21 protein-coding genes and 1 other RNA gene are annotated in these 23,514 nt (G+C 54.3%); 19 read left to right on the forward strand and 3 right to left on the reverse strand.

What is annotated here, in order from left to right; genetic code table 11:
• The first annotated feature begins 19 nt into the window (after positions 1-19).
• From recO to rnpB, 10 genes are all read left to right on the forward strand, one after another.
• Positions 20-775, forward strand: coding sequence for a DNA repair protein RecO (gene recO, locus MKY64_RS02945; RefSeq protein WP_036724335.1), 756 nt, complete (start codon positions 20-22; stop codon positions 773-775).
• A gap of 446 nt (positions 776-1,221) precedes the next feature.
• The gene (glyQ, locus tag MKY64_RS02950; protein WP_036724333.1) at positions 1,222-2,109 is read left to right on the forward strand and encodes a glycine--tRNA ligase subunit alpha; all 888 of its coding nucleotides are present in this window, start codon (positions 1,222-1,224) and stop codon (positions 2,107-2,109) included.
• The gene (gene glyS, locus MKY64_RS02955; protein ID WP_339250258.1) at positions 2,102-4,183 is read left to right on the forward strand and encodes a glycine--tRNA ligase subunit beta; all 2,082 of its coding nucleotides are present in this window, start codon (positions 2,102-2,104) and stop codon (positions 4,181-4,183) included. The genes glyQ and glyS overlap by 8 nt, the downstream gene beginning before the upstream one ends.
• Positions 4,184-4,360: 177 nt before the next feature.
• The gene (locus tag MKY64_RS02960; RefSeq protein WP_339250257.1) at positions 4,361-4,840 is read left to right on the forward strand and encodes a YaiI/YqxD family protein; all 480 of its coding nucleotides are present in this window, start codon (positions 4,361-4,363) and stop codon (positions 4,838-4,840) included.
• A 24-nt stretch (positions 4,841-4,864) separates the two neighbouring features.
• Positions 4,865-6,700: a DNA primase gene (dnaG, locus tag MKY64_RS02965; RefSeq protein ID WP_339250256.1), complete on the forward strand. Its 1,836-nt coding sequence runs from the start codon at positions 4,865-4,867 to the stop codon at positions 6,698-6,700.
• Positions 6,701-6,740: 40 nt separating this feature from the next.
• Positions 6,741-7,874 (forward strand): RNA polymerase sigma factor RpoD, encoded by a 1,134-nt coding sequence (gene rpoD / locus MKY64_RS02970; protein WP_036690273.1) that lies wholly within the window; start codon positions 6,741-6,743, stop codon positions 7,872-7,874.
• Between the two features lie 47 nt (positions 7,875-7,921).
• Positions 7,922-8,839, forward strand: coding sequence for a hypothetical protein (locus tag MKY64_RS02975; RefSeq protein WP_339250255.1), 918 nt, complete (start codon positions 7,922-7,924; stop codon positions 8,837-8,839).
• Complete coding sequence (locus MKY64_RS02980) at positions 8,836-9,615, forward strand: tRNA (adenine(22)-N(1))-methyltransferase (protein WP_339250253.1); 780 nt, start codon at positions 8,836-8,838, stop codon at positions 9,613-9,615. The genes MKY64_RS02975 and MKY64_RS02980 overlap by 4 nt, the downstream gene beginning before the upstream one ends.
• Entirely contained in the window at positions 9,591-10,706 is a 1,116-nt protein-coding gene (locus tag MKY64_RS02985) for a Nif3-like dinuclear metal center hexameric protein (protein WP_339250251.1), read from the forward strand. The genes MKY64_RS02980 and MKY64_RS02985 overlap by 25 nt, the downstream gene beginning before the upstream one ends.
• Before the next feature lie 63 nt (positions 10,707-10,769).
• Positions 10,770-11,185, forward strand: an RNA gene (gene rnpB / locus MKY64_RS02990) — RNase P RNA component class A.
• 154 nt (positions 11,186-11,339) lie between these two features.
• On the opposite strand, the gene MKY64_RS02995 is transcribed toward rnpB, so the two are convergent.
• Complete coding sequence (locus tag MKY64_RS02995; RefSeq protein ID WP_339250249.1) at positions 11,340-12,554, reverse strand: aminotransferase-like domain-containing protein; 1,215 nt, start codon at positions 12,552-12,554, stop codon at positions 11,340-11,342.
• Positions 12,555-12,650: 96 nt separating this feature from the next.
• Between MKY64_RS02995 and pdxR the strand changes: the two genes are divergently transcribed.
• Positions 12,651-14,087: a MocR-like pyridoxine biosynthesis transcription factor PdxR gene (gene pdxR, locus MKY64_RS03000; protein ID WP_340950827.1), complete on the forward strand. Its 1,437-nt coding sequence runs from the start codon at positions 12,651-12,653 to the stop codon at positions 14,085-14,087.
• Positions 14,088-14,104: 17 nt separating this feature from the next.
• Here pdxR and MKY64_RS03005 read toward each other — a convergent pair whose 3' ends face one another.
• Complete coding sequence (locus MKY64_RS03005; RefSeq protein ID WP_340950828.1) at positions 14,105-15,976, reverse strand: S8 family peptidase; 1,872 nt, start codon at positions 15,974-15,976, stop codon at positions 14,105-14,107.
• 287 nt (positions 15,977-16,263) lie between these two features.
• Between MKY64_RS03005 and MKY64_RS03010 the strand changes: the two genes are divergently transcribed.
• The 6 genes from MKY64_RS03010 (at position 16,264) to thiI (ending at position 21,087) form a co-directional block, all read left to right on the forward strand.
• Positions 16,264-16,761, forward strand: a complete 498-nt coding sequence (locus MKY64_RS03010; protein ID WP_036724316.1) for a YpuI family protein — start codon at positions 16,264-16,266, stop codon at positions 16,759-16,761.
• Positions 16,762-17,010: 249 nt separating this feature from the next.
• Positions 17,011-17,232 carry a DUF1540 domain-containing protein gene (locus tag MKY64_RS03015; protein WP_445253443.1) on the forward strand — a complete coding sequence of 74 codons (222 nt, stop codon included), beginning with the start codon at positions 17,011-17,013 and terminating at the stop codon, positions 17,230-17,232.
• 13 nt (positions 17,233-17,245) lie between these two features.
• On the forward strand, positions 17,246-17,656 hold the full coding sequence (locus MKY64_RS03020; RefSeq protein ID WP_339250243.1) for a hypothetical protein: 411 nt from the start codon (positions 17,246-17,248) through the stop codon (positions 17,654-17,656).
• A 218-nt stretch (positions 17,657-17,874) separates the two neighbouring features.
• Positions 17,875-18,522 carry a lytic transglycosylase domain-containing protein gene (locus MKY64_RS03025; protein WP_445671717.1) on the forward strand — a complete coding sequence of 216 codons (648 nt, stop codon included), beginning with the start codon at positions 17,875-17,877 and terminating at the stop codon, positions 18,520-18,522.
• A 114-nt stretch (positions 18,523-18,636) separates the two neighbouring features.
• Positions 18,637-19,788 carry a cysteine desulfurase family protein gene (locus MKY64_RS03030; RefSeq protein ID WP_340950831.1) on the forward strand — a complete coding sequence of 384 codons (1,152 nt, stop codon included), beginning with the start codon at positions 18,637-18,639 and terminating at the stop codon, positions 19,786-19,788.
• A 57-nt stretch (positions 19,789-19,845) separates the two neighbouring features.
• Positions 19,846-21,087 (forward strand): tRNA uracil 4-sulfurtransferase ThiI, encoded by a 1,242-nt coding sequence (gene thiI, locus MKY64_RS03035; RefSeq protein WP_340958002.1) that lies wholly within the window; start codon positions 19,846-19,848, stop codon positions 21,085-21,087.
• On the opposite strand, the gene MKY64_RS03040 is transcribed toward thiI, so the two are convergent.
• Positions 21,069-21,758, reverse strand: a complete 690-nt coding sequence (locus MKY64_RS03040) for a TerC family protein (RefSeq protein WP_339250237.1) — start codon at positions 21,756-21,758, stop codon at positions 21,069-21,071. The two genes, thiI and MKY64_RS03040, sit on opposite strands and share 19 nt — an antisense overlap.
• 183 nt (positions 21,759-21,941) lie before the next feature.
• Between MKY64_RS03040 and MKY64_RS03045 the strand changes: the two genes are divergently transcribed.
• Positions 21,942-22,601, forward strand: a complete 660-nt coding sequence (locus tag MKY64_RS03045; RefSeq protein ID WP_209872023.1) for a TerC family protein — start codon at positions 21,942-21,944, stop codon at positions 22,599-22,601.
• Between the two features lie 213 nt (positions 22,602-22,814).
• On the forward strand, positions 22,815-23,327 hold the full coding sequence (locus MKY64_RS03050) for a hypothetical protein (protein ID WP_340950833.1): 513 nt from the start codon (positions 22,815-22,817) through the stop codon (positions 23,325-23,327).
• The last annotated feature ends 187 nt before the right edge of the window (positions 23,328-23,514 follow it).

Genomic DNA, 23,514 nt, shown 5'->3' on the forward strand with positions numbered 1-23,514 from the left:
AGTGGTTGGGGGAAGAGGCATGCTATACAGGGTGGAAGGGATCGTCATCCGCAGCATGGACTACGGTGAAGGGAACGCCATTATTACGCTTTGCACCGAGAACGCGGGTAAAGTAGGGGTTCTGGTGCGGGGCGCCAAGAAGGTCAAAAGCCGTCATGCTGCCCTGATCCAGCTGTTCACAACAGGTGAGTTCGTGTTCTTCCGTAACAACGGCGGACTGGGAACACTCAATGCCGGGGAGATCACGAAGTCCCATCATCCGCTGCGCGAGGATCTGGTCAAGGCGGCGTATGCATCCTATGCCTGCGAGCTGCTGGACCGGGTGCTGCATGATGAAGAGACAGGCAGCTTCTGGTACCGCCAGCTGACCGCCTGCCTGAATGCACTGGAGGAAGACAAAGAGCCCGGCATTATCAATAATGTATTTGAAATGAAGGTGCTGCAAGCTGCCGGTTATGGGCCTCAGCTCGATGCCTGTATCGTCTGCGGCAAGGACAAGCCGGATGAGGAGCTTAGAATCAGTCCCCGTCTGGGGGGAGTTCTCTGCCGCAGTTGCCGGCATAACGATCCTCCGGCCATGGAGATTTCCCCGCGTGCCTTGAAGCTGCTGCGGATCTTCGCGGCGCTGGATCTGACCAGGCTGGGAAATGTGGATGTGAAGCCGGAGACCCGTGCGGAGCTGAAGACCGTTATGCGGGGATTCATGGATATGCAGCTGGGACTCAGACTGAAGACCCAGAGCTTCCTGGACCAGCTTGATAAATACAATATTTGACGAATCACGAATTATCCGTTACTATAAGTTCAGTTTCTTTTATAAGATTGCCGTGTTTGCTCCAGAACTGGAGAGAGTGCGTGGATCGGGAAAGTAGTGGGCGGTATTGTCGCAGCAGCGAGCCGGGGGTAGTGGAAGCCTGGCGGGACGACGTTCATGAACAGGGCACCCGGGAGTACGGAAGCGGCAGCATGAAAAGTGGATTTCGTGATTTTTGCGTAATCAAGTAGGGTGGAACCGCGGGAGAACATATTTGAGCTCTCGTCCCTATGTCTGTTCATCAGGCATGGGGGCGGGAGCTTTTTGGCTTGTGGCTGTGCGGGAGATCATCTTCCATCACAGACCGCAGGTACATAGAAGCGGGTGCCGCCTCCATCGCGCAGCAGCAAGAGCCAGTCATACGCAAGAGGCAGTACCACACTTGTAAAGCGAAGGAGCCGGTAGTTATGAACTTTCAGCAGATGATTCTGACCCTGCAGCAATTCTGGGCCGCCCAGAACTGTATTCTCGTCCAGCCGTATGATACGGAAAAAGGGGCGGGCACAATGAACCCTATGACTTTTTTGCGGTCCCTGGGTCCGGAGCCGTGGAAGGTTGCTTATGTGGAGCCTTCACGCCGTCCGTCCGACGGCCGTTACGGGGAGAACCCGAACCGCCTGTACCAGCATCACCAGTTCCAGGTGATTATCAAGCCGTCCCCGGACAATATTCAGGAGCTGTACCTGGACAGTCTGAAGGCACTTGGCGTAGATCCCCTGCTGCATGATGTGCGGTTTGTCGAAGACAACTGGGAGAATCCGTCCCTGGGCTGCGCGGGTCTCGGCTGGGAAGTCTGGCTGGATGGTATGGAAATTACCCAGTTCACCTACTTCCAGCAGGTCGGAGGAATTGAAGCAAGTCCGGTAGCGGTGGAAATTACTTATGGGATGGAGCGTCTGGCCTCCTATATTCAGGATAAGGAAAATGTCTTTGACCTGGAGTGGGTAGACGGCATGACGTACGGAGATGTATTCCATCAGCCGGAGGTTGAGCATTCCACCTACACCTTTGAAGTCTCGGATGTCAAAATGCTGTTCACTCTGTTCAATACCTACGAAGAGGAAGCACGCCGGGCGATGGAGAATCATTTGGTTTTCCCGGCGTATGATTACGTGCTGAAATGCTCGCATACCTTCAACCTGCTGGATGCGCGCGGCGCAATCAGCGTAACGGAACGCACAGGCTTCATCACGAGAGTTCGCAATTTGGCCCGCACCGTAGCGGCGACATATCTGGAGGAACGCGAGAAGCTGGGCTTCCCGCTGCTGAAGAAAGAAGGTGCTGACCATGTCTAAGGATATTCTGTTCGAGATCGGTCTGGAGGAAATCCCTGCACGCTTTATCCGGGCGGCGATGGAGCAACTGAAGGACAGAACGGCGAAATGGCTGGAAGCCTCGCGGATCAGTCATCAGGGCGTTAGCGCATATGCAACACCGCGCCGCCTTGCCGTACTGGTGAAGGATGCCGCTGAGCGGCAGGAGGATGTAAGCGAAGAGGTCAAAGGCCCGTCACGCAAAATCGCGCTGGATGCCAGCGGCGAATGGAGCAAGGCGGCACTGGGCTTTGCCCGCAGTCAGGGCGCCACGCCGGAGCAGTTCACGTTCAAGGAACTGGCAGGCGTAGAGTATATCTATGTGACTAAGAACAGCACCGGCATCGAGACAGCCTCACTTCTCTCCGAAGGCCTTGCAGGCATTGTGAGCAGTATGACCTTCCCGAAAAACATGCGCTGGGGCGCTTATGATTTCAAGTTCGTCCGTCCGATCCGCTGGATGGTAGCTCTCTTCGGCCAGGAGATCATTGACCTTACAATCACCGGAGTTAAGGCGGGCAATGTAAGCCGTGGCCACCGTTTCCTCGGTGAAGAAGCTGTGATCGCAGAGCCTGCTGCATACGTTGAAGCTCTGCGCAGCCAGCATGTGCTCGTGGATGTGAAGGAGCGCGAAGAGCTGATTCTAAGCGGTATTCATAAGCTTGCGGAAGAGAAGGGCTGGAAGATTGCGATCAAGGAGGATCTGCTGGAAGAGGTCCTGTTCCTGGTAGAGACGCCGACAGTGCTGTTCGGTACCTTTGATCCGGCCTTCCTGAATATTCCGCAGGAGGTGCTGATCACCTCGATGCGTGAGCATCAGCGTTATTTCCCGGTATTTGGTGAAGACGGCAAGCTGTTGCCGTTCTTCGTAACGGTACGTAACGGGAATGCGGTATCGCTGGATGTCATCGCCAAGGGGAACGAGAAGGTGCTGCGCGCCCGCTTGTCGGATGCCAAATTCTTTTATGAAGAAGACCAGAAGCTGCAGATTAACGATGCTCTGGCCAAGCTGGAGAATATCGTCTACCATGAAGAGCTGGGCAGTGTGGGTGACAAAGTGCGCCGCATCCGTGCCATCGCTGACCGCTTGGCTGTGAAGCTTGAGCTGTCTTCAGAGGCTGCTGCGGAAGTGAGCCGTACAGCGGATATTTGCAAATTCGATCTGGTGACCCAGATGGTGGGTGAGTTTCCTGAGCTGCAAGGCACGATGGGTGAGGATTATGCCCGCAAGGCCGGGGAAGCAGAGCAGGTGTCCAAAGCGGTCTTCGAGCATTATCAGCCGCGCTTCTCCGGAGATGCCGTTCCTTCTACACAGGCAGGTCTTGTAGTCAGTCTTGCTGATAAAATCGATACGATTGTCGGCTGCTTCTCCATCGGAATTATTCCAACCGGCTCCCAGGACCCGTATGCCCTGCGCCGCCAGGCGGCAGGTATTGTCCAGATCGTGCTGGAGCATCAGCTGAGCCTAAGTCTGCAGGAGATTTTTGCAGCAGCACTGGAAGTCCATGAAAGTTTCCGTACAGAGAAACATTTCACACCTGAACTGCGTATAACTCTGTACGAGTTCTTCGGTCTGCGTGTCAAACGCCTGTTAGCCGACAACAATGTACGCTATGATGTTGTGGATGCAGCGCTTGCCGCAGGATTCGATGACATCGTTGATGTAGTAAGCAGAAGTCTTGCCTTGATGAATGCCGTGACGGATCTGGCTGATTTCAAAATCACCGTGGATTCATTGACCCGTGTCAGCAATCTGGCCGCTAAAGCTCCGGAAGGTGCAGTTATCGACCCGGCTCTGCTTAAGGAAGAAGCGGAACAGAAGCTGTACGCGACCTGGCAGAGTATTCATGAGCCTTACCGCGCAGCCCTTGCTTCCAGACATGCCGCTGAAGCCCTGCAGATTCTGTCGGGACTCGAAGCAGCCGTTACCGGATTCTTCGATTCGGTTATGGTTATGGCTGAAGACGAAGCTGTCCGCTCGACCCGTCTGGCGCTGCTGGCCGGCATTCATGCGGATTCCAAACTGTTTGCCGATTTTGGCAAGCTGGTGTGGTAATTCAGGCAGGTTTTAAGTAATGTTTGCGATTTTATGGTATAGATCGAGGGTTTAGGGTATAAATATACGGAACGGTGCCAATGCGTAAGTTGACATTCGTTCCGTATTTATGCTTTACCAAAGAAGGATTTTTGAACGGTTAGAGCGTAATATATATTACACAGGAATTTGGTGAGGGTGAGCTTGGGAACTTTCCGGCTAAGGAAGATTGTTGTGGACGGTGATGCTTGTCCGGTTAAGCAGGAAATTATTACCGTGGCGCGCAGGTTCGGGCTTCCGGTGCTGATGGTCTCTTCCTATGATCATGTGCTGCGGGCGGAAGAAGGCGTTACGGTGGTTCAGGTGGACCGCGGGGCAGACAGTGCCGACCTCTATATCGCCAATCATATTTCTGCAGGAGATGTCGTAATTACGCAGGATTATGGACTGGCTGCGCTGGCGCTGGGCAAACGCTGCCTTGCACTTTCGAACCGGGGCCAGGAATATGAGAATTCTACCATGGATTTTATGCTGGAGAGCAGGCATGCCAAGGCGGTTGAACGCAGGCGCGGCCACTATTCCAAGGGTCCCAAAGCGATTACCGCAGAGGAAAAAAATCTTTTTCAACATAAACTGACAAAACTTTTAACAATTTTGCAGGAGAATGTCCAGCTATAGCGAATTATATTTAACTGTTAAGAGATGAAGGTGGTTGAAGTGGCTAGCGGACATGGTCCTATTCCCGAAGAGGTTATCGAGAACGTGCTGGCGCGGCATGATATTGTCGATACAGTCAGCAAGGTTGTCCATTTGTCCAAGCAGGGTAAATATTTATGGGGCCTCTGCCCGTTCCATTCGGAGAAGTCCCCTTCCTTCACTGTCACCCCTGACCGGGGAGTCTTTCATTGTTTTGGCTGCGGTATGGGCGGAAATGCCATCAAATTCAGGATGGAAATCGAAGGATTATCCTTCCCCGAAGCAGTCAGAATCATGGCGGAAGAGAGTGATATCCCTGTTCCTGAGGGGAGAGGCGGGGCGCTTGCTGCCCCCGATCCTGAGCGGGACCGGCTGATTCAGGCGTATGAATTATCGGCGAAGTTTTATCATTTTTTGCTGAAGAACACGGAATACGGCACTGCCGCCATGGATTACTTAAGAACCCGGGGTTTCAGCGACAAAATGATTGACCAGTTCCAGATCGGCTACGCGCCGGACCGCTGGGATACGCTGCTGCAGTTTCTGGAGAAGCGCAGCTTCGATCTCGCCGAGATGGAGAAGGGCGGACTATTGTCTGCCAGAGGGGAAGGCAAAGGCTATCTGGACCGCTTCCGCGGCCGGGTTATTTTTCCGATTGCGAACCGCATGGGTAAGACGATCGCCTTCGCCGGACGTATTCTCGGGGAGGGGCAGCCGAAGTATTTGAACTCTCCCGAGAGCCGTTTATTCAACAAAAGCCGCATTCTGTACAATCTGCACCAGTCCAAAGCATCCATCCGCAAAACGCGGCAAATCGTCCTGTTCGAGGGATACGGTGATGTCATTTCGGCTTGGGAGGCAGGTGTACAGAACGGGGTAGCCACGATGGGAACCTCGCTCACCGAGGGTCACGTGGGCCTGATGAAGAGCCTTGGAGATGAGATTGTGCTTGCCTATGATGGAGATAAGGCTGGACAAGCTGCCGCCCTTAAGGCCATTCCTATCCTGGAAGCCAGCGGTTTGCGGGTCAAGGTAGCCCTGCTTCCAAGCGGCCTCGACCCGGATGAATTCATCTCCCGGCATGGCGGGGACAGATTCAGGGAACAGGTGATTGACTCTGCCGTGTCATCCATCAAATTTAAGCTTATATATCTGAAAAAAAACCATATACTCCTAGAGGAAGACGGCAAAATTGCCTATGTCAAGGAGGCTCTGGAGATTATCGCCGGGCTCCCTTCTTCAACGGAGCGGGAGGTGTACCTGCGGGAAATCGCCTCCGAGCTTGAGCTGTCCTACGACAGTCTGAAGCAGGATTGCAATTTACTTCGGGCTTCCATGCAAAAAAACAACCCCGAAGGGGATAATAACGATAATAGGTGGAATAATGGTAGGCATAAAAAAGGGCAAGTGCAGACACCTACCTTACTGCCTGCTTACCATGTTGCGGAACGGCGCCTGTTATCATTGATGATTCAAGACCCGGAAGCAGCGGCCTATGTGGGTGAACGGCTCGGGGAAGAGTTCAATATTGATGATCATGCGGCAATCGCCGCTTATCTATATGCTTATTATGCGCAAGGCAAACCACCCGGCATCAGCCGGTTTCTATCATCGCTTCAGGACGACCGTCTGGAGAAGACCGCAACGGCCATCTCCATGATGGATACCCCTCCAGACTGGAATACCCAGGTTCTGGACGATTGTATTCGTGAAGTGCGGAAGTATCCTCTGCAGCGCAAAATTGAACCCAAGCGTGAAGAGATGATTCAGGCGGAGAAATCCGGTGACTTTTTGCGTGCAGCACAAATAGCAAGTGAAATTTTAGCCCTAGAGAGACAATGAGCTGTTGACAGGATGTACCTAGGGAGGAGGGAGTCGAATTATGGCGAACGATCAGCACACTGAACTGGAAGCGGAATTTACTCTGGATCAGGTTAAGGATCAGCTTATTGATCACGGGAAGAAAAGATCATCACTTAATTACAAAGATATCATGGAGAAATTGTCGCCATTCGATCAAGACCCCGAGCAGATGGAGGAATTCTACGAGCAGCTGAGCGATCTGGGGATCGAGGTTGTCAATGAGAACGATGAAGAGGTGAACAGCCTCCGTCCAAGCGAAGACAATGAGGACAAAGAAGGAGACGACTTCAGCTTTGACGATGATCTGTCGCTGCCTCCGGGGATCAAGATCAACGATCCCGTCCGGATGTATCTGAAGGAAATCGGCCGCGTGCCGCTGTTATCGGCTGACGATGAAGTGGAACTGGCGATGCGGATCAAGAATGGTGATGAGGAAGCGAAGCGGAGACTGGCAGAAGCGAATCTGCGGCTCGTGGTCAGTATCGCCAAGCGTTATGTCGGACGCGGCATGCTGTTCCTGGATCTGATTCAGGAAGGAAACATGGGTCTGATCAAGGCCGTTGAGAAGTTTGACCATAACAAAGGCTTCAAATTCAGTACTTATGCAACCTGGTGGATTCGTCAGGCGATTACGCGTGCAATTGCCGACCAGGCGCGTACGATCCGTATTCCGGTGCATATGGTTGAAACCATCAACAAGCTGATCCGGGTCTCCCGCCAATTGCTGCAGGAGCTGGGACGCGAGCCATCGCCTGAAGAGATTGCAGCGGAGATGGAGCTTACCGTTGAGAAGGTTAGAGAGATCATGAAGATTGCCCAGGAGCCGGTATCGCTGGAGACACCGATTGGTGAGGAAGATGATTCGCATCTGGGAGATTTCATTGAGGACCAGGAGGCGCTGGCGCCTGCGGATGCAGCGGCATATGAGCTGCTGAAGGAACAGCTGGAGGATGTGCTGGACACGCTGACTGAGCGTGAAGAGAATGTGCTCCGTCTGCGCTTCGGACTGGATGACGGACGGACGAGAACACTTGAGGAAGTGGGCAAGGTGTTCGGCGTAACCCGTGAGCGGATTCGCCAGATCGAAGCCAAAGCGCTTCGTAAGCTGCGTCACCCCAGCCGCAGTAAGCGGCTGAAGGATTTCCTCGAATAGACCGTACAACCGGGACCTTCTGCTGCACGGTGGCAGGAGGTCCTATTATGTTGTCAAGGGGATTCACCAATGCTGGAGCCCCGCCGTGTGCGGGAGCTTATAATGAAAGTGAAGGCAAGTTCTGGAAAGAGGGATGCCGGTTGAACCTGGAGAAACGTGATACTATATTAAGAGAAATTCAATACTGGAGAAGAAGCAAGCTGTTGCCCGAGCAATATTGTGACTTCCTGACTAACCTGTATGATGATCAGGCAGAGGTGAAGGACAGCAACCCGGTATCGTTACGGAATCTCCAGCAGGGAAGCATCAAAATTTGGCTGTTTGGTTTTGGAATTATTTCCTTGATTTTCTTGATTAGTCTTTATTTTAGCGTTTTTCCCTGGCCTTTGCAACTTGCTACAGCGCTCAGCGTCCTAATTATTTGTTATGGATATTCAGCGATTTACCTGAACCGCAACAAGACAATCAGTCTGATGCTGGCGGGAATCGGCAGCATTTTAACGCTGGGATTCGGACTGTGGCTGATTGAGTTGCATAAGCTGGATGCTGATTTTTGGACACCGCTGCTGATTGCGGCCTGCGGGCTGCTGTGGTGTGTGCTTGGTTTTTTTCTGCGCATCGGACTGCTTCATTTCTGCGGATATGCCTTCTGGGCTCTGCTCTATGCAGGATTCTTCGGACATGTCCGGCCGGACGCCTCTCTTCTGGAGCTGGAGCTGCTCTGGCTTCCGCTGTGTGTGCTTATGATCTGGATGAGCTGGTTGATGTATCACAAGGTTAGCGGGGTCTCTGGGGTGTACCTGGGGGCGGGTGCTGCCCTCTGGCTGATGCCGGAGGTGGATGCGCTATGGCTCAGAGCGGGATTCCCGGAATGGACCTCGCTGATATTAATACTGAAGATTGCAGTGGGCCTTGCGCTGCTGTTCCTCTTCAGAAAAAAATGGATAACGTGGGTGGCCTCATGAACAACGTAAAATTATCTGACCGGCTTCAGCTGCTGCTGGAGCAGGTCCCTGCGGGCAGCAGACTTGCCGATATCGGCTCAGATCATGCCCTGCTGCCTGTTGCCGCTGTGAAAAGCGGCCGGGTGCCTTCAGCTATTGCCGGAGAAGTAAATCCGGGACCCTTTGAAGCGGCGCGTCGTGGTGTTGCGGAAGCAGGACTCGGTGCTAAGATCGCTGTACGGCGCGGAGACGGGCTGGAGGTGCTGGAGCCGGGGGAAACGGACTGCATTACCATTGCCGGGATGGGCGGCTCACTGATCGCGGCGATTCTGGACCGCGGGCAGAAGCTCGGCAAGCTGGCCGGGGTGAAGACGCTCGCGCTGCAGCCCAATGTAGGCGAGGATATTCTGCGCCGCTGGCTGCTGGCTAACAGCTGGGTGCTGGTCTCGGAGCATATTTTGGAGGAAGACGGCAAAATCTACGAGATCCTGACCGCTGTCCCAGAGGGCGCTGAAGCGGCGGGGACGAATGAAGAGCTGTACAGCGGACGTCTGCTTACCGGAGGAAAGGTAGCCCTTGATCAGGCGCTGCTGCTGGAGATGGGACCGCTGCTGCTACAAGCGCCGAATGAAGTATTCGCTGCCAAATGGCAGGGTGAAATCTCCAAGCTGGAGAGCATTCTGGCCTCGCTCGCACGTTCGGAGCTGGAGGCAGCTGAGGAGAAGCGCAGCAGAATCAAGCTTCAGATTAAACGGATTGCGGAGGTACTGGAATGTTTGCCAAAGGACAGACCGTAATTGGATACATGGAGCAGCTTGCTCCGAAGCATCTGGCTGAGGAATGGGATAATGTCGGGCTTCAGGTCGGCAGTCTCCAGAAGGAAATCACCGGGGTGCTGGTGGCGCTGGATGTCAATGAGAGCATTGTGGACGAAGCGATTGCGAAGGGCTGTAATCTGATTATTGCCCATCATGCGGTGATTTTCCGGCCGATCAAAGGGATTCTGACAGATACCCCGGCGGGCCGCTTATATGAGAAGCTGATCAAAAACGACATTGCCGTGTATATCAGCCATACGAATCTGGATGTGGCCGAAGGCGGAATGAACGACTGGATGGCCGAGGCGCTGGGCATTGAGAACGGTGCACCGATCAAGGATATTCATACCGAGCAGCTGTCCAAGCTGGTGGTATTCGTGCCGAAGGATCATCACCAGAAGGTGCTGGATGCCATCCTGAACGCCGGAGCGGGCTGGATCGGCAATTACAGCCATTGCAGCTTCAATATCGAAGGCTATGGCACCTTCATTCCGCAGGAGGGCACGGACCCGTACCTCGGCACGCCTGGCAAGCTGGAGCGGGCTGAGGAGGTCCGTATCGAGACGATTGTGCCGCATACGATCCGTAACAAGGTGGTACAGGCCATGCTGAAGGCTCATCCGTATGAAGAGGTGGCTTATGATCTGTATTCCATGGACCTCAAGGGACGCAGCCTTGGACTTGGAAGAGTAGGGAAGCTTAAGGAGCCAACAACGCTTGGTGAGTTCATTGATACGGTCAAACGCGGGCTGGATGTGGAGAGCGTGCGGGTAGTTGGAGATCTGGACCGCAAGGTCCGCAAGGCGGCAGTCATGGGCGGGTCCGGTGCCAAGTACTACAGCAGCGCTATCTTCAAGGGAGCGGATGTGCTGGTGACCGGCGATATCGATTACCATACCGCACAGGATGCGCACCTCGCGGGAATCGCCCTGATCGATCCGGGCCATAATGCGGAGAAGATCATGAAGGTGAAGGTAGCGGAGTTTCTGGCCGGCAAGCTGACGGAGCATAAGTACGGCACGGCGGTGCATGCCTCGCAGCCGGATACCGAGCCTTTTACATTCCTGTAGGCTGTTATTATTTACACTTGTGCGCTGGGCGGCATATCTGTATAATATACAATGTTGTTTCGGAAAGTTTGACAGACAATCGCCGGTATGCGTGAGAGCGTATGCGGGAGGAAAGTCCGGGCTCCACAAGGCAGGGTGCTGGATAACGTCCAGTCGGCGCGAGCTGAAGGATAGTGCCACAGAAATGGACCGCCGATGGCCGCTTTCGGGCGGCACAGGCAAGGATGGAACCGAGGTGTAAGAGACCCCGAGGAACGCTGGTGACTTCGTTCCTGGTAAACCCCATCTGGAGCAAGACCTAATGAGACGCAGCGTCTTCTTCACGGAAGCCGCAGCCTTCGCCTGAGGCGTGTCTAGGTTGGTCGCTGGAGCTGTGCAGTAATGTATGGCCTAGATAGATGATTGTCGCTTATGGTGGGAGGGTAGTTCCCGGCTGAACCACAACGAGCACAGAACCCGGCTTACGGCAAACTTTCCTAACTGACAACTTTAACAAGACCTTGCACTAATCACACTATATGAACAATAAGACGGCGGCCTCCTGACGGGGGCCGCCTTTTTGTGAGAAAATGTTGGGTTATCCGGAGCATTGAACGAGAGTATGGATACTTCAATTGCTGCGGGCGGATGGAGTTACAGAGGCAATAAACGCTCCTCATACCGGGACAGCGCGGTGGACAAGCGCTGCACTGCGAGCGGGAGCAGCTCCGGCCGGGTATGGGTGAAATTCAGGCGCATCGTGTTCTTCATGGGCTGCTCCGAATAGAAGACTTCGCCCGGAACGAAGGCAACTCCTTGCTCCACAGCAAGCGGCAGCAGCTCGGCGGTATGTATCCGGGCAGGCAGGCTTAGCCACAGGAACATGCCGCCGCGCGGCTCCAGGAAGGATGTATCCTGCCAGTTCTGTGAAGCCAACTCTGCTGATAGCAGCTTCATCCGTGACTTGTATTCCCGGGAGACCAGCCGGATATGGGCTTCAAGGTCGAAGGACAGCAGCAGCTCATGCAGGGCGCGCTGATCGATGGTACTGGAGTGCAAATCGGCGGCTTGCTTGGCTCTGGCGATCACTCTGACCAGCCCGGCGGGGCCAATGATCCAGCCTGTCCGCAGTCCCGGAGCTACGATCTTGGAGAAGGTACCTGTATAGACCACACAGGTATCCCCGCCCAGATTCCTGTCGATGGCTGCGAGGGTTGGCGGGTACGCTTCCGGGGATTCATCGAACCTAATCTCTCCGTACGGATTATCCTCTAGCATCAGCACGCCGTATTTCCGGCATAACTCCACCACTTGTTCACGGCGTACCTTGCTCCAGGTTGCGCCTGACGGGTTGTTGAAAGTGGGGACGGCATACAACAGCTTAGGGCGGTGCACTCGAAGCTGCTCTTCGAGATGCTCCGGCAGCAGCCCTTCCTCATCGCTCTTTACAACCTGGATGTCTGCCCGGTAAGAGCCCAGTACCTGCAAGGCGGCGAGATAGGTCGGTGCCTCTACAAGTACGGTGTCTCCCGGATCAAGCAGAATTCTGCAGAGCAGATCTATGGCCTGCTGGGAGCCGGTAGTGAGGATCATTTCATCGGAGGAGACAGGGATGCCCTGTTGCCCCAGTCTGGCGGCAATCTGTTCACGCAGCGGAAGATAGCCTTCTGTCAGTCCGTATTGCAGCGCAGAACTGTCGCCGCTCAGAACTCGGCTGTAAGCTTCCCGGATCGCTTCTGCCGGAAACAGTTCTTCGGCAGGCAGCCCGCCAGCAAGCGAGATGATGTCCTTACCCTGTGTGATCTTAAGGATATCGCGGACTGCGGAGGACCCCAGATGGTTCGTCATATCCGCATAGTTGATCTTCATATTCATGCTCCCTGCTATTCTGAATTTTGTAGTATCATAACGGTATAGCGGTATAACAGTAAAGCGATAAATATAACAGTTGGGAGGAGACGGACCATGCATATTGATTTACTCCGCAGCGGTGACAAATCGCTGCCCCGGCAGATCAGTGAGACGATCGCGCAGCGTATCACCTCGGGACTGCTCCAGCCGGGCACGCGGCTGCCGTCCGTTAGAGGTCTGTCTTCCTCCTTGAAGGTAAGCCAGGTAACGGTAAGCAAGGCTTATGCTGACCTGGAGCTGCGAGGACATATTCTTTGCAGCCAGGGGAAGGGCTGCTATGTGGCAGAACGGGACCGGAGCAGGCAAGGGGCAGAAGCAAGGTGGCAGGACGGTTATGATGACTATCTGCCACGGGCCCAGCTCTGGCGTAACTTCGATTATTCTGAGGTGGACTATCCCTTTCATCTGGCCTCCATTCACAGCAGCCTGCTTCCGCTCGGGCCGATTGGCACGACCATGGCTGCACTTGTGAAGGAGCAGCCTGAGCTGATGGCCACCTATGGTAATTTCCAGGGTGACCCGGAGCTGCGCGAGGTGATGCGCAGGCACCTGCAGAATCGGGGAATCCAGCTGGGCGCGGATGATTATTTGATGATCACAAGCGGCGCCCAGCAGGGGATCGATCTGGTCGCCCGGACCTTTGTCGGTCCGGGGGATACGGTGTATCTGGAGGCGCCCAGCTATACGGGGGCGATTGATGTTTTTGCCGGGCGGGGGGCTGAGATGATCTTCGTTCCGATGGACGGGGAGGGCATGCGGGTGGACCGGCTTACAGCGATGTGTGACCGGAGGCCGCCTAAGCTCATCTATACCAATCCGACCTTCCAGAATCCGAGCGGGGTCACGATGAGCATGCCAAGAAGACAGCGTCTGCTGGAGCTTGCCCGCAGCTACCGCTGTCTCATTGTGGAGGATGATCCGTTCAGTGACCTGTATTTCCATCAGCCGCCCCCGGCGTCCATTAAATCGCTGGATACCGCCGGGCATGTAGTCTACATGAAGAGCTTCAGCAAAGTCCTCGCCCCCGGCTGCCGGATCGCCTGTGTCGCCGCTGAGGGCAATATTCTCTCCCGGCTGATCGCCGCCAAGTCGGCCAGTGATCTGGGCAGTCCGCTGCTGACCCAGCGGGCAGTGCTGCCCTTCATCGAGCGCCAGTATGACGAGTACGCAGCGAAGCTGCGGTCAGCATTGCGTGCCCGCCAGGAGGCGGCAGCGAGGCTGCTGAAGCAGAATGCTCCGGCCGGGGTAACCTGGCAGCTGCCGGGGGGCGGGCTAAATCTGTGGCTGCAGCTGCCGGAATCCCCCGGGATTGAGCAGCTGCATGCTCTGGCCGAGCAGGAAGGGATCTCCTTCCTGCCGGGCGATGTCTGCTATGCCGGGGATATCCCCTCCAGGCATATCCGGCTGAGCTATTCGCAGCTGACGCAGGAGGGGATGGAGCGCGGACTCCGCCGGTTCCTGCTGCTGCTGGAACGGCATCTGCGCTCTTAACCGCTAACGGCCGCAGCTTATTGTATAGAATCGAGCTGTTTGCCGACCTGCTGCGGGAACAGCTGGAGCGGAACCTGCCCTCCTCCTGCCGCCTGCAGGGTACGGTAGATATCCACCTGGCCCCAGCCGTAATACTTATCATGGCCGGCGGTGCCCAGATCGATGGCATTAGAGGTCAAGAGCGCGGTCACTTCCTTGTTCGTCAGCGCAGGGTTCAAGGAGCGCACCAGTCCGGCCAGCGCCGCTACATGGGGACTGGCCATCGAGGTGCCGGATAACGCCGCATACTGATTATCGGGATAGGTGCTGGCAATGCTCTCCCCGGGTGCAGCCACATCGATGTAATCCCCGTAATTGGAGAAGGAAGCACGCTCTCCCGCCGCATTCGTTGCGGCGACTGCAATCACCTCTTCATAGGCTGCGGGATATCCCGGCCGCTCCGTATTGTCATTGCCGGAAGCGGAGACAATCACTACATCCCGGTCATAGGCATACTTAATCGCATCATGCAGAAACTGCGAGTCGGCATAGTTGCCCAGGCTGAGATTAATCACCTTAGCCCCCTGATCTGCCGCCCAGATAATGCCTTCGGCCACCGAATAGGTGGTGCCCGCCCCTGAATTATCCAGCGCTTTTACCGGAAGGATCTTGTTATACCAGCTGATGCCGGCGACCCCTTCTTCATTATTGGTTAACGCTCCAATGATGCCGGCCACATGAGTGCCATGTCCAACATCGTCATCCGGCGTGCTGCCGCTGGTAATCGCATTGTAGCCCTTGAGCAGCTGCCCCTTCAGATCCGGGTGGTTCGCTTGAACACCGGTATCCACAACGGCGATTACGATCTCCTTGCTGCCCTTGGACAGGTTCCAGCCCTGCGGGGTTTCAATCGCCGGCAGATTCCACTGGTAAGTTGAGAAGAGCAGGTCGTTAGGGGTAATCACATTAGCTCCCGTATTTTCACTGACCGTATCATTGGTTAAGTACATATAGTGAGGCTCTGCGTACAGCGGATGCCACTTATTGGCGAAGTAAGTCTTGAGCTGGGAGTAACTCATCTTGTCTGACCGGAAAATATAGGCATACCCCAGCTTGCGCGGCTCCTTGCAGCGGATATCGGCTGCGATGGTCTGAAGCTGTGCCGCCGTGGGATGTCCATTCGGGAAGCGGACGACGATCTCATTCTCGTAGTAATGGCTGGCATTCTCATTGTCATGTCCAGTCTTGACCGTGATGTCCTTCAAGGTATCGGCGTGGACCGATTCTATCCGGTACTTGCCTTCCTTCGGGTACGGAATGAGCCGCAGATTCTTCAGCTGATGCAGCGCAACGCGGTCCAGAATCTTCTGGTTAATCAGAGCGATGACAGCCACTTGTCCCTCCCGGTTTCGCTGGGCTACGAAATAATACTTTTTGTCGCCGATGATGAACGAGGGGGATTCATAGGATTGGTGGCCTTTAATCGCAGATTTGGCGGTGTTCAGATAATGAAGCAGCTGCTTATTCTCCTGGTCGGTTCCTTCCGGCAGCGCAGATTTGAAGGTGGTTGTCTTACGGGTGTTGAAATCAACCATCATCAGCATGGTAATATGCTCGTGCCCCTGCTGAAGGCTCTCGGCATAAGCTGAGATAGCTTCAGGGGAAGCATGATGCATATCGGCCAGCAGTGTGCTCAGATGTCTGTGCACATCGACTCGGTTCAATTTGTCAGTGGCCGCTACATCCTGCACAAGGGTGGTTTTCTTGATCACTTTTTCCTGAGAGGGATTAGGCACAGACGTTTGCCGAAGGGTGCCGCCGCTGCCTTCCGGCCGCAGGGCGAAGGTGAGCAGCAGTACGGTCAGCGCGGCAGTGACTATACCGGCGACGGTTAGATTTTTACGTGACATGATTTCCGCTCCTTCCTTGTCGTTTCATATACCTGTTAGGGTTCGGAGCTGAAGCTGGTTTTATTCATCTTACGAAAAGGCTACCGCCGTCCTTGGTTTTATGTTAATATCAAAAAGAAAGCGCCTTCCGGGGCTTGTACTTTTCTTTTTAGAAGAAGGATTCTTTTCCGGTATCCGTACGGTGGAGGCTTAGGAGATTTTGTGATACTATCAAGAGAGTACAACTGCAATGTCTAAGTGTCATTAACAACTACTAATGCAAGGAACAATAAGGGGGAGCAACCGCCATGTCAGCAGTAAGTGTGCAGAAATTGTGTGAATCGACGAGAGAGAAGCTTAAATCCGTTATCGACAAAATGGAACTGTTCCTGAATGAGCATGCGCTTCCGCAGCTTGTTACCGAAGAGGATGAAGAAACGCTGCATTTCTATCGGGGGTTCTTGTCCGATCTCCGCCATCTGCTGGTGTTCTCGGAAATGTCTTATGAGAAGCTTGGGCTTGCATTGCGCCGCGCTACCTTCGATGAACCTTTCGCGCAAAAAGCGCTATATAATGTATATCATCTAGGAGTTAATAACTTCTTCTATCCTAAGAATGAGAGTTATTCGGAGGATGGACGTTACGCCTATACCGGGCAGGATGCGATCCGTTTCCGTAAGAAGCCTGTGCGTCCGGCACGCGATATCATTATGGAGATCACCAAGGTCTATGAAGAATTGCGTGATGATCTGACTTATTATGAGAATGATTATTTGACAGAGAAGCGGATGCAGAATCAGGTGTAATCCGTTGTCCGGTCTATCATCTTATTTCTGTAAAAGACTGTCCCAACTGCCGATATGGCTGGTTGGGACGGTCTTTTTTTTGTAAATATAAGCATTTATGTGTTTCACGCAATAAATCAATTTCTCGCCGAAACGGTACCGTCCTTTAAAAGGACGGCAAAGCCGTTTCCACTTGTGTGTTCAGGTGAGCAGCCTTCAGCCGCATAGCCTATTTCACCAGCGGGCATAATACATGACGAGGTGATCATTATGACAAACGCTAAACCGCTTGTGAAGTGTAGTGTAAGCAACTGTCATTTTTGGGGAGAACAGAACCTGTGCCGTGCCGAGGAAATTGTCATTGAGATCGATCAGCATGCAGGCAGCCGTTACATGGAGGAATACGCAGAGGAGCTGACGGCGGGTAATCATCATGATCATGCCGGAACCTCGTCCGCAACCTGTTGTCTGACGTTCAAGCCGAACGCCTGAGAAGGAGGCCCTTATGGATAATCCGAATGATGAACCCAAAGTGGACCGTTCCGCCCGCCGAAAGGTTATCCTGCGCCCGCGCAGCAGAGTCGATTACCCCCGCCGGGACCGAAGCCACAATGAGGAGTATGCCGCCGAGCTCAGTCCGCTCCCCTCGCAGCTTCAGAACACTATGGAACGGAGCGGCGAAGCTCAGCGGACATCAGGCCGTGTAAGAGAGGGAGAGGACAGGAGTATTGGCTATATCGGTCTGGGCTTCGGTGTAGTATCCTTATTCATCTGGTCCATTATATTGGGGCCGATTGCCGCTGTTCTGGGGTATTATGCGTATGCCAGAGGACAAAAATCAGCCGGGGCCTGGTCGATGGGGCTGGGGATTGTATCCACTTTAAGCTATTTTGTCTTAATTCCTTTTGCCCGTTAGAGCCGGCTGAATCTGCACATCCGATTTTCAAAACAGGCTATCAGACCTAACTATGCAGGTCTGAGGTCTGTTTTTTCGCTTAGGCATATAGTAATTGCTGTGAATAAATAGTAAAGTTCAAATATAAGACTTCGCGTGAAAGAGGGAATGAATGCATGTCAATCAATGCCGCTGCGCCAAGCGGTCAGTTGAAATGGGTAGACCTGAGAAGCTCAAGCATGAAGCGTGAGGATACCAAATCGAACCCCGGAGTGACCGGTGCCTCGGCGGCGGCGTTCACTGCAATGCTTCAGCAGGCAGCCGGGACGTCTCAAGCCACTGACAGCAGCAATAAAAGCACATACGTTGCTCTTGCAGGTACCTCTTCGATGGATAATCTGCTGTGGCAGCAGCTTGGGGAAGCAGCAGAGGCGAATAGCGGCATTTCCGGGGAAATAACGCAGACCGTGCCGACAGATTATGAACAGCTGATTCAGACTGCCAGCGCGAAATATGGCGTTCCGGTTGATCTGATCAAGGCGGTTATTGATACGGAATCCTCCTTTAATCCCAATGTTGTATCCTCTGCCGGTGCCAAGGGACTGATGCAGTTAATGGACGGAACGGCTAACGGACTGGGTGTCTCCGATCCCTTCGATCCTGCCCAGAGCATTGACGGCGGCGTACGATACCTCTCGTACCAGCTTAAGCGGTATGATGGACAGGAGAAGATGGCGCTGGCCGCCTATAATGCCGGACCGGGCCGGGTGAACAAGCTTGGTGTCAGCAGCGATGCTGAGCTTATGGCGAATCTCTCCGGGCTTCCGAAGGAGACACAGGCCTACATTGCCAAAATAGAACGCGCCCGCGCGCAATTCGCGGTATAATATAAGGATCAAACGGAATCTGCCCCCTGCTTCTTTTGGGAGGCAGGCCGTTTGATCCTTTTTGCAACATATAAGCAGTTATGAATTCTGATCAACAAAGGAGAACGCAGATATATGCTGTATTGGGATTATGCCGCTGCTGCCCCTCCCTATGAGGAGGTTGTGCAGACACTGGAGCAGGTGATGAGGAAGCACTTCGCCAACCCCTCTTCCCTGCACCGGGCGGGAGAAGAGGCGGACAAGCTGATCAAGCGGGCGCGCGAGGTGTGCGCAGCTGCGCTTGATGTGTTGCCGCAGGAAATTATATTCACCTCGGGTGCTACCGAGAGCAACAATCTGGCGGTCAAAGGAGCTGCGCTGCAGTATCAGAGCAGAGGGCGGCATATTGTGACCACGGAGCTGGAGCACCCTTCGGTCTACGAGAGCTGTCTTCAACTGCAGAAGCTGGGCTGGGAGGTTACCTTCGTAGCCCCTGACCCTCAGGGGGTGGTCGAACCCTCGCGGATTGCCGCTGCGGTCCGGCCGGATACGGTGCTGGTCAGTGTGATGCATGTGAATAATGAGATCGGCACGGTACAGCCGCTGCGTGAGATAGGACAACTGGTCAAGGCGGTGAACCGCCGGACGCTCTTCCATGTAGACGGCGTGCAGGGCTACGGGAAGCTTGTGGCTCCACTGAAGGACTGGCAGGCAGATCTATACAGCCTGTCCGCGCATAAATTACGCGGGCCGCGCGGGACGGGAATTCTCTATGTCAGAGAAGGAGTCACGCTGTTTCCCTTGTTGACTGGCGGTTCCCAGGAACAGGGCAAGCGCGCCGGGACAGAGAATGTGCCGAATATTGTAGCTTCAGCCAAGGCCATGCGGATGAGCGGAGAACAGCGGGAGGCCTTCAGCGCCCGGATTCGTCCGCTCAAGGCGCAGCTGGAGAATTATATAGCAGGGATACCGGAGCTTGTACTGAACAGCATGGAGGACGGGGCGCCGCATATTGTCCACTTCTCTTACCCCGGCATGAAGGGGGAGGTCTTGGCCCGCAGGCTGGAAGAGCTCGGGATGGCGGTCGCCACACGCTCCGCCTGTTCCTCGCGACTGGCCGAGCCGAGCCGGATTCTGCTGTCCATGGGCAAGGATACCGCTGCTGCGCTTGGCGGCATACGGATCAGCCTGGGGGACAGTCACACGCAACAGGATGTGAGCAGGCTAGAGCAGGCGCTGCTGGCAGCCGTTCAATCCTTGAAGATTGCAGAAGGAGGCATGAAATAACCAATGACAACAACAGAGACAGGTAGCGGAGCAGAGAATGGCGGATACGGAAGCAGCATGGACTATGCCGATATGCTCCTGCTGCGCTTCGGGGAGTTCATTCTGAAAGGAAAGAACCGCAGCCGGTTCGAGAAGACCGTACTGCGGCATGTGAAGGAGATGGTGAAGCCGTATCCGAACGTGAAGCTGACCCGGGAATTCGGGCGGATCTACGTCGAATTGAACGGTGAACCGGCAGGAGAATTAACAGAGGCGCTCGTAAAAGTATTCGGGATTGCCTCGATTAGCCCGGTGAAGGTCTCCCGGCCGGAATTTGAGGATATTCTTGCGGCCAGCCGGACCTTCCTCCACCTTATTGCTCCAGCGGCGGGAACCAGCTTCAAGGTTAGCGCTCGCCGGGTGTGGAAGGGCTTCCCTTACGGCTCTATAGAGATGAATAAGCTTATAGCTACACCGCTGCTCCAGGGTTATCCGGGGCTGCTGGTAGATGTGAGGTCTCCCGATCTGGAGCTGAAGATTGAGATTCGGGAAGGTCATACTCTTATTTTCTGTGAGAATATTGCCGGAGTCGGCGGCTTCCCGCTGGGAACGAACGGCAAAGCGATGCTGCTGCTCTCCGGCGGGATCGACAGTCCGGTTGCGGGCTGGTCATCCATGCGCAGGGGGCTGGAGGTAGAGTGCGTCCACTTTTACAGCTATCCTTATACGAGCGAGCTTGCCCGCCAGAAGGTTGTAGATTTGACCCGTATCTTGTCACGTTATGCTGGTGTGATCAAGCTGCATCTGGTTCCGTTTACGGAGGTGCAGACCTCTTTTACCGGGATAGGGCAGGATAATCTGATTATTACACTCATGCGCCGGGCTATGCTGCGGATTGCTACCGCCCTTGCGGAGAAGGAGGGGGCGCTTGCGCTGATTACCGGCGATAGTCTGGGCCAGGTGGCCAGCCAGACCCTGCCAAGTATGAATGTGATCGGGCGTGCAACGGCTCTGCCGCTGCTGCGTCCGCTGGTGATGATGGACAAGAGTGAGATTGTGCAGCTCTCCAAGACCATCGGTACGTATGACTTGTCCATCCTGCCATACGAGGATTGCTGTACATTGTTCGTGCCCAAATCACCAACGACGAATCCGAATCTGCGGATTGTAGACAAGATTGAAGCGACGCTGCCGGGCTATCAGGCCTTACTCGATACGGCGGTTGCCGGAACCGAGACCGTACTCATTACACCTTATGGCAACGAGAAGCCGGAGGACTTGGTACCGGCGCAGGCAGGCCTTCAGGAAGAATGGTTCTGAACAGCGAGTTGTGTCCGGCGGCGCTTCCAGTGTCCCGCAGCCAGAATACCGGCAATGACTGCGGCGATGAACAGAACATGCAGCAGCGGATGTGACTTGAAGTACGGGGCAATGACCTTCTCGCCGGAAATCATGCTGGAGGCTGTGAAGCCGAGTACGCCTGACCCGAGATAGATAATCCATGGATATCTGTTGATCAACCGGATAAACAGGGTGCTTCCCCAGACCACAATAGGCACACTGATCAGTAGTCCCAGTACGACCAGCGTAATATTATGATTCGCTGCACCGGCAACAGCAATGACGTTGTCCAGTCCCATGGCTGCGTCGGCTATAATAATTGTCCTAACAGCCGCCCACAGCGTTCCGCCGGCCTGAATATCCGTCTCTGCACTGCCGCCGGACAGCAGCTTATAAGCAATAAGGATCAGCAGCAGCCCGCCGATTGCCAGCAGCCATGGAATCTTTAGCAGCCACACCACAAGAATCGTGGCGATGATCCGCAAGATTACCGCTCCGCCTGTGCCAAGAAGAATTGCCTGCTTCTGCCGTTGTCCTTGCAGGTTCCGCGCGGCCAGGCCGATGACGATGGCATTGTCGCCCGCCAGAATAAGATCAAGGAACACGATATTCAGCAGAGATAATATGAAATCCGCAGCGGATGTATTCATCCCGGGTCACTCCTATAGGTTTGGTGGCTTGCATTCCCCTTGCGGCCATTCTGGCCGGAGACTATAGATATACGCTGCAATCCGGCCGTACATGCGCAGTTTCTAAAATAGCGGGACAAGAAGCATAGCTTGTCGCCCCCCGGCATACATGTAGATACATGGAGTTCAGGGAGGCTGAGGTGGATGGATTCATTATTGCTGCTTGGTGAAATTCTAATGATTAATCTGGTGCTCAGCGGAGACAATGCCATGGTCATTGCGATGGCCAGCAAGAATCTGCCGGAGAAGCACAGGAAGCTGGCAGTCTGGTGGGGGGCCGCTGGAGCAGTCGCGCTGCGCTGTATCCTGACCTTCGCCGCAGTGCTGCTGCTCAAGATTCCGTATATTGAAGCCGGAGGGGCCATGCTGCTGCTCTGGATTTCCTTCAAGCTGCTGCTCGAGGACGAGGAAGAGCTGAGAATTGAGGGAAGCCCTAGCGTATGGAAATCGGTGCGCACCATCCTGCTGGCGGACTTTATCATGAGCCTGGATAATGTACTGGCGATTGCCGGGCTGGCCAAAGGGGATCTGGCACTGATTGTAATCGGGATTGCGATCAGCATTCCGATTGTCGTCTGGGGGAGCGGCATCATCGTGGGCTGGCTGCACCGCTTCCCGGTGCTGATCTTCATCGGTGCCTATATTCTGGCGTATACCGCCGGGAACATGCTGCTGCAGGATGCCAAATTCGGCCCGGTGATTTCGTTCCTGCTGCCCACGCTACATACCATACTGCCAATGCTGCTGGGCATTATTGTGGTTGTCACGGGCATGCTGAAGCACAGGAAAGTATCCGCAGGCTGATAACCGGCAATAATAAGGCTGTACCAAAAGCTGGAAGGCTTTGGTGCAGCCTTATTTCTTTTTTTTTCGAGAATGCCCCGCCGGGATGTGTGAAGAATGATGGTGTTTTATGCGTTTATCAGATAAAATAAAGGGAAACCTGTCGCCGGATTTGCCTGCTGAAGGGGCACCGACCGGTGAAAAGACACGAAATTTTGAAGGGATAGGTGAAAGATGTCTTCCAAAAATGACATGAAACTGGGTGTGTTCATCGCCGCCGCCGGGCTCGTGATTCTGCTGGGCAAGCTGGGGGTGTTCGGTTTTCTGGGACGGGCCTTATGGCCGCTCATCATTCTGGTTCCGGGCCTGTTCCTGCATGTGCTCTTTTTCACCCGCCGCGCTTCTGCATCTGTACTCATTCCTGCGGGCATACTATCGGTGTACGGCTTGCTCTTCGGCTTATGCAATACCTGGGGCTGGGACCTCATGAGATACTTATGGCCTGTTCTTCTGCTGGGGATCGCAGTGGGACTGTACGAATATTCGCTGTATGCTTCAGGCAGAACCGGAGGGTTAACTGCAGCCGCTGTGATCCTTGGATTGCTTAGTGTAGTGCTGGTTATCTTCACCCTGCTGGGTACTGGTGCGCTCTATCTGCTCGGCGCTGTGCTGGTTGCTGCGGGACTGTGGCTGATGCTGGGAAGAGGCAGACCGGGAAGCCGCAAGAAGTGGAACGGTGGCTGGTAGAACAGATCGTCTACACGCCCTGATAGGACAATTCAAGACCGCTGAGCCGGACATGAGGCAAAATTAGAAAATTTAAGCGGACTTGGCAACGTTTTTTTTTCAGAAAAAGACTTGCTTTTCATAGTACTTTCACTATAAAATTAAGGAATGTTGGAGCGTCGGCTTTCTGCCTGGCGCTTCTTTTGTG

This window comes from Paenibacillus sp. FSL R7-0210 (genome assembly GCF_038009085.1).
In the GTDB taxonomy this organism is placed as follows: domain Bacteria; phylum Bacillota; class Bacilli; order Paenibacillales; family Paenibacillaceae; genus Paenibacillus_AQ; species Paenibacillus_AQ silagei.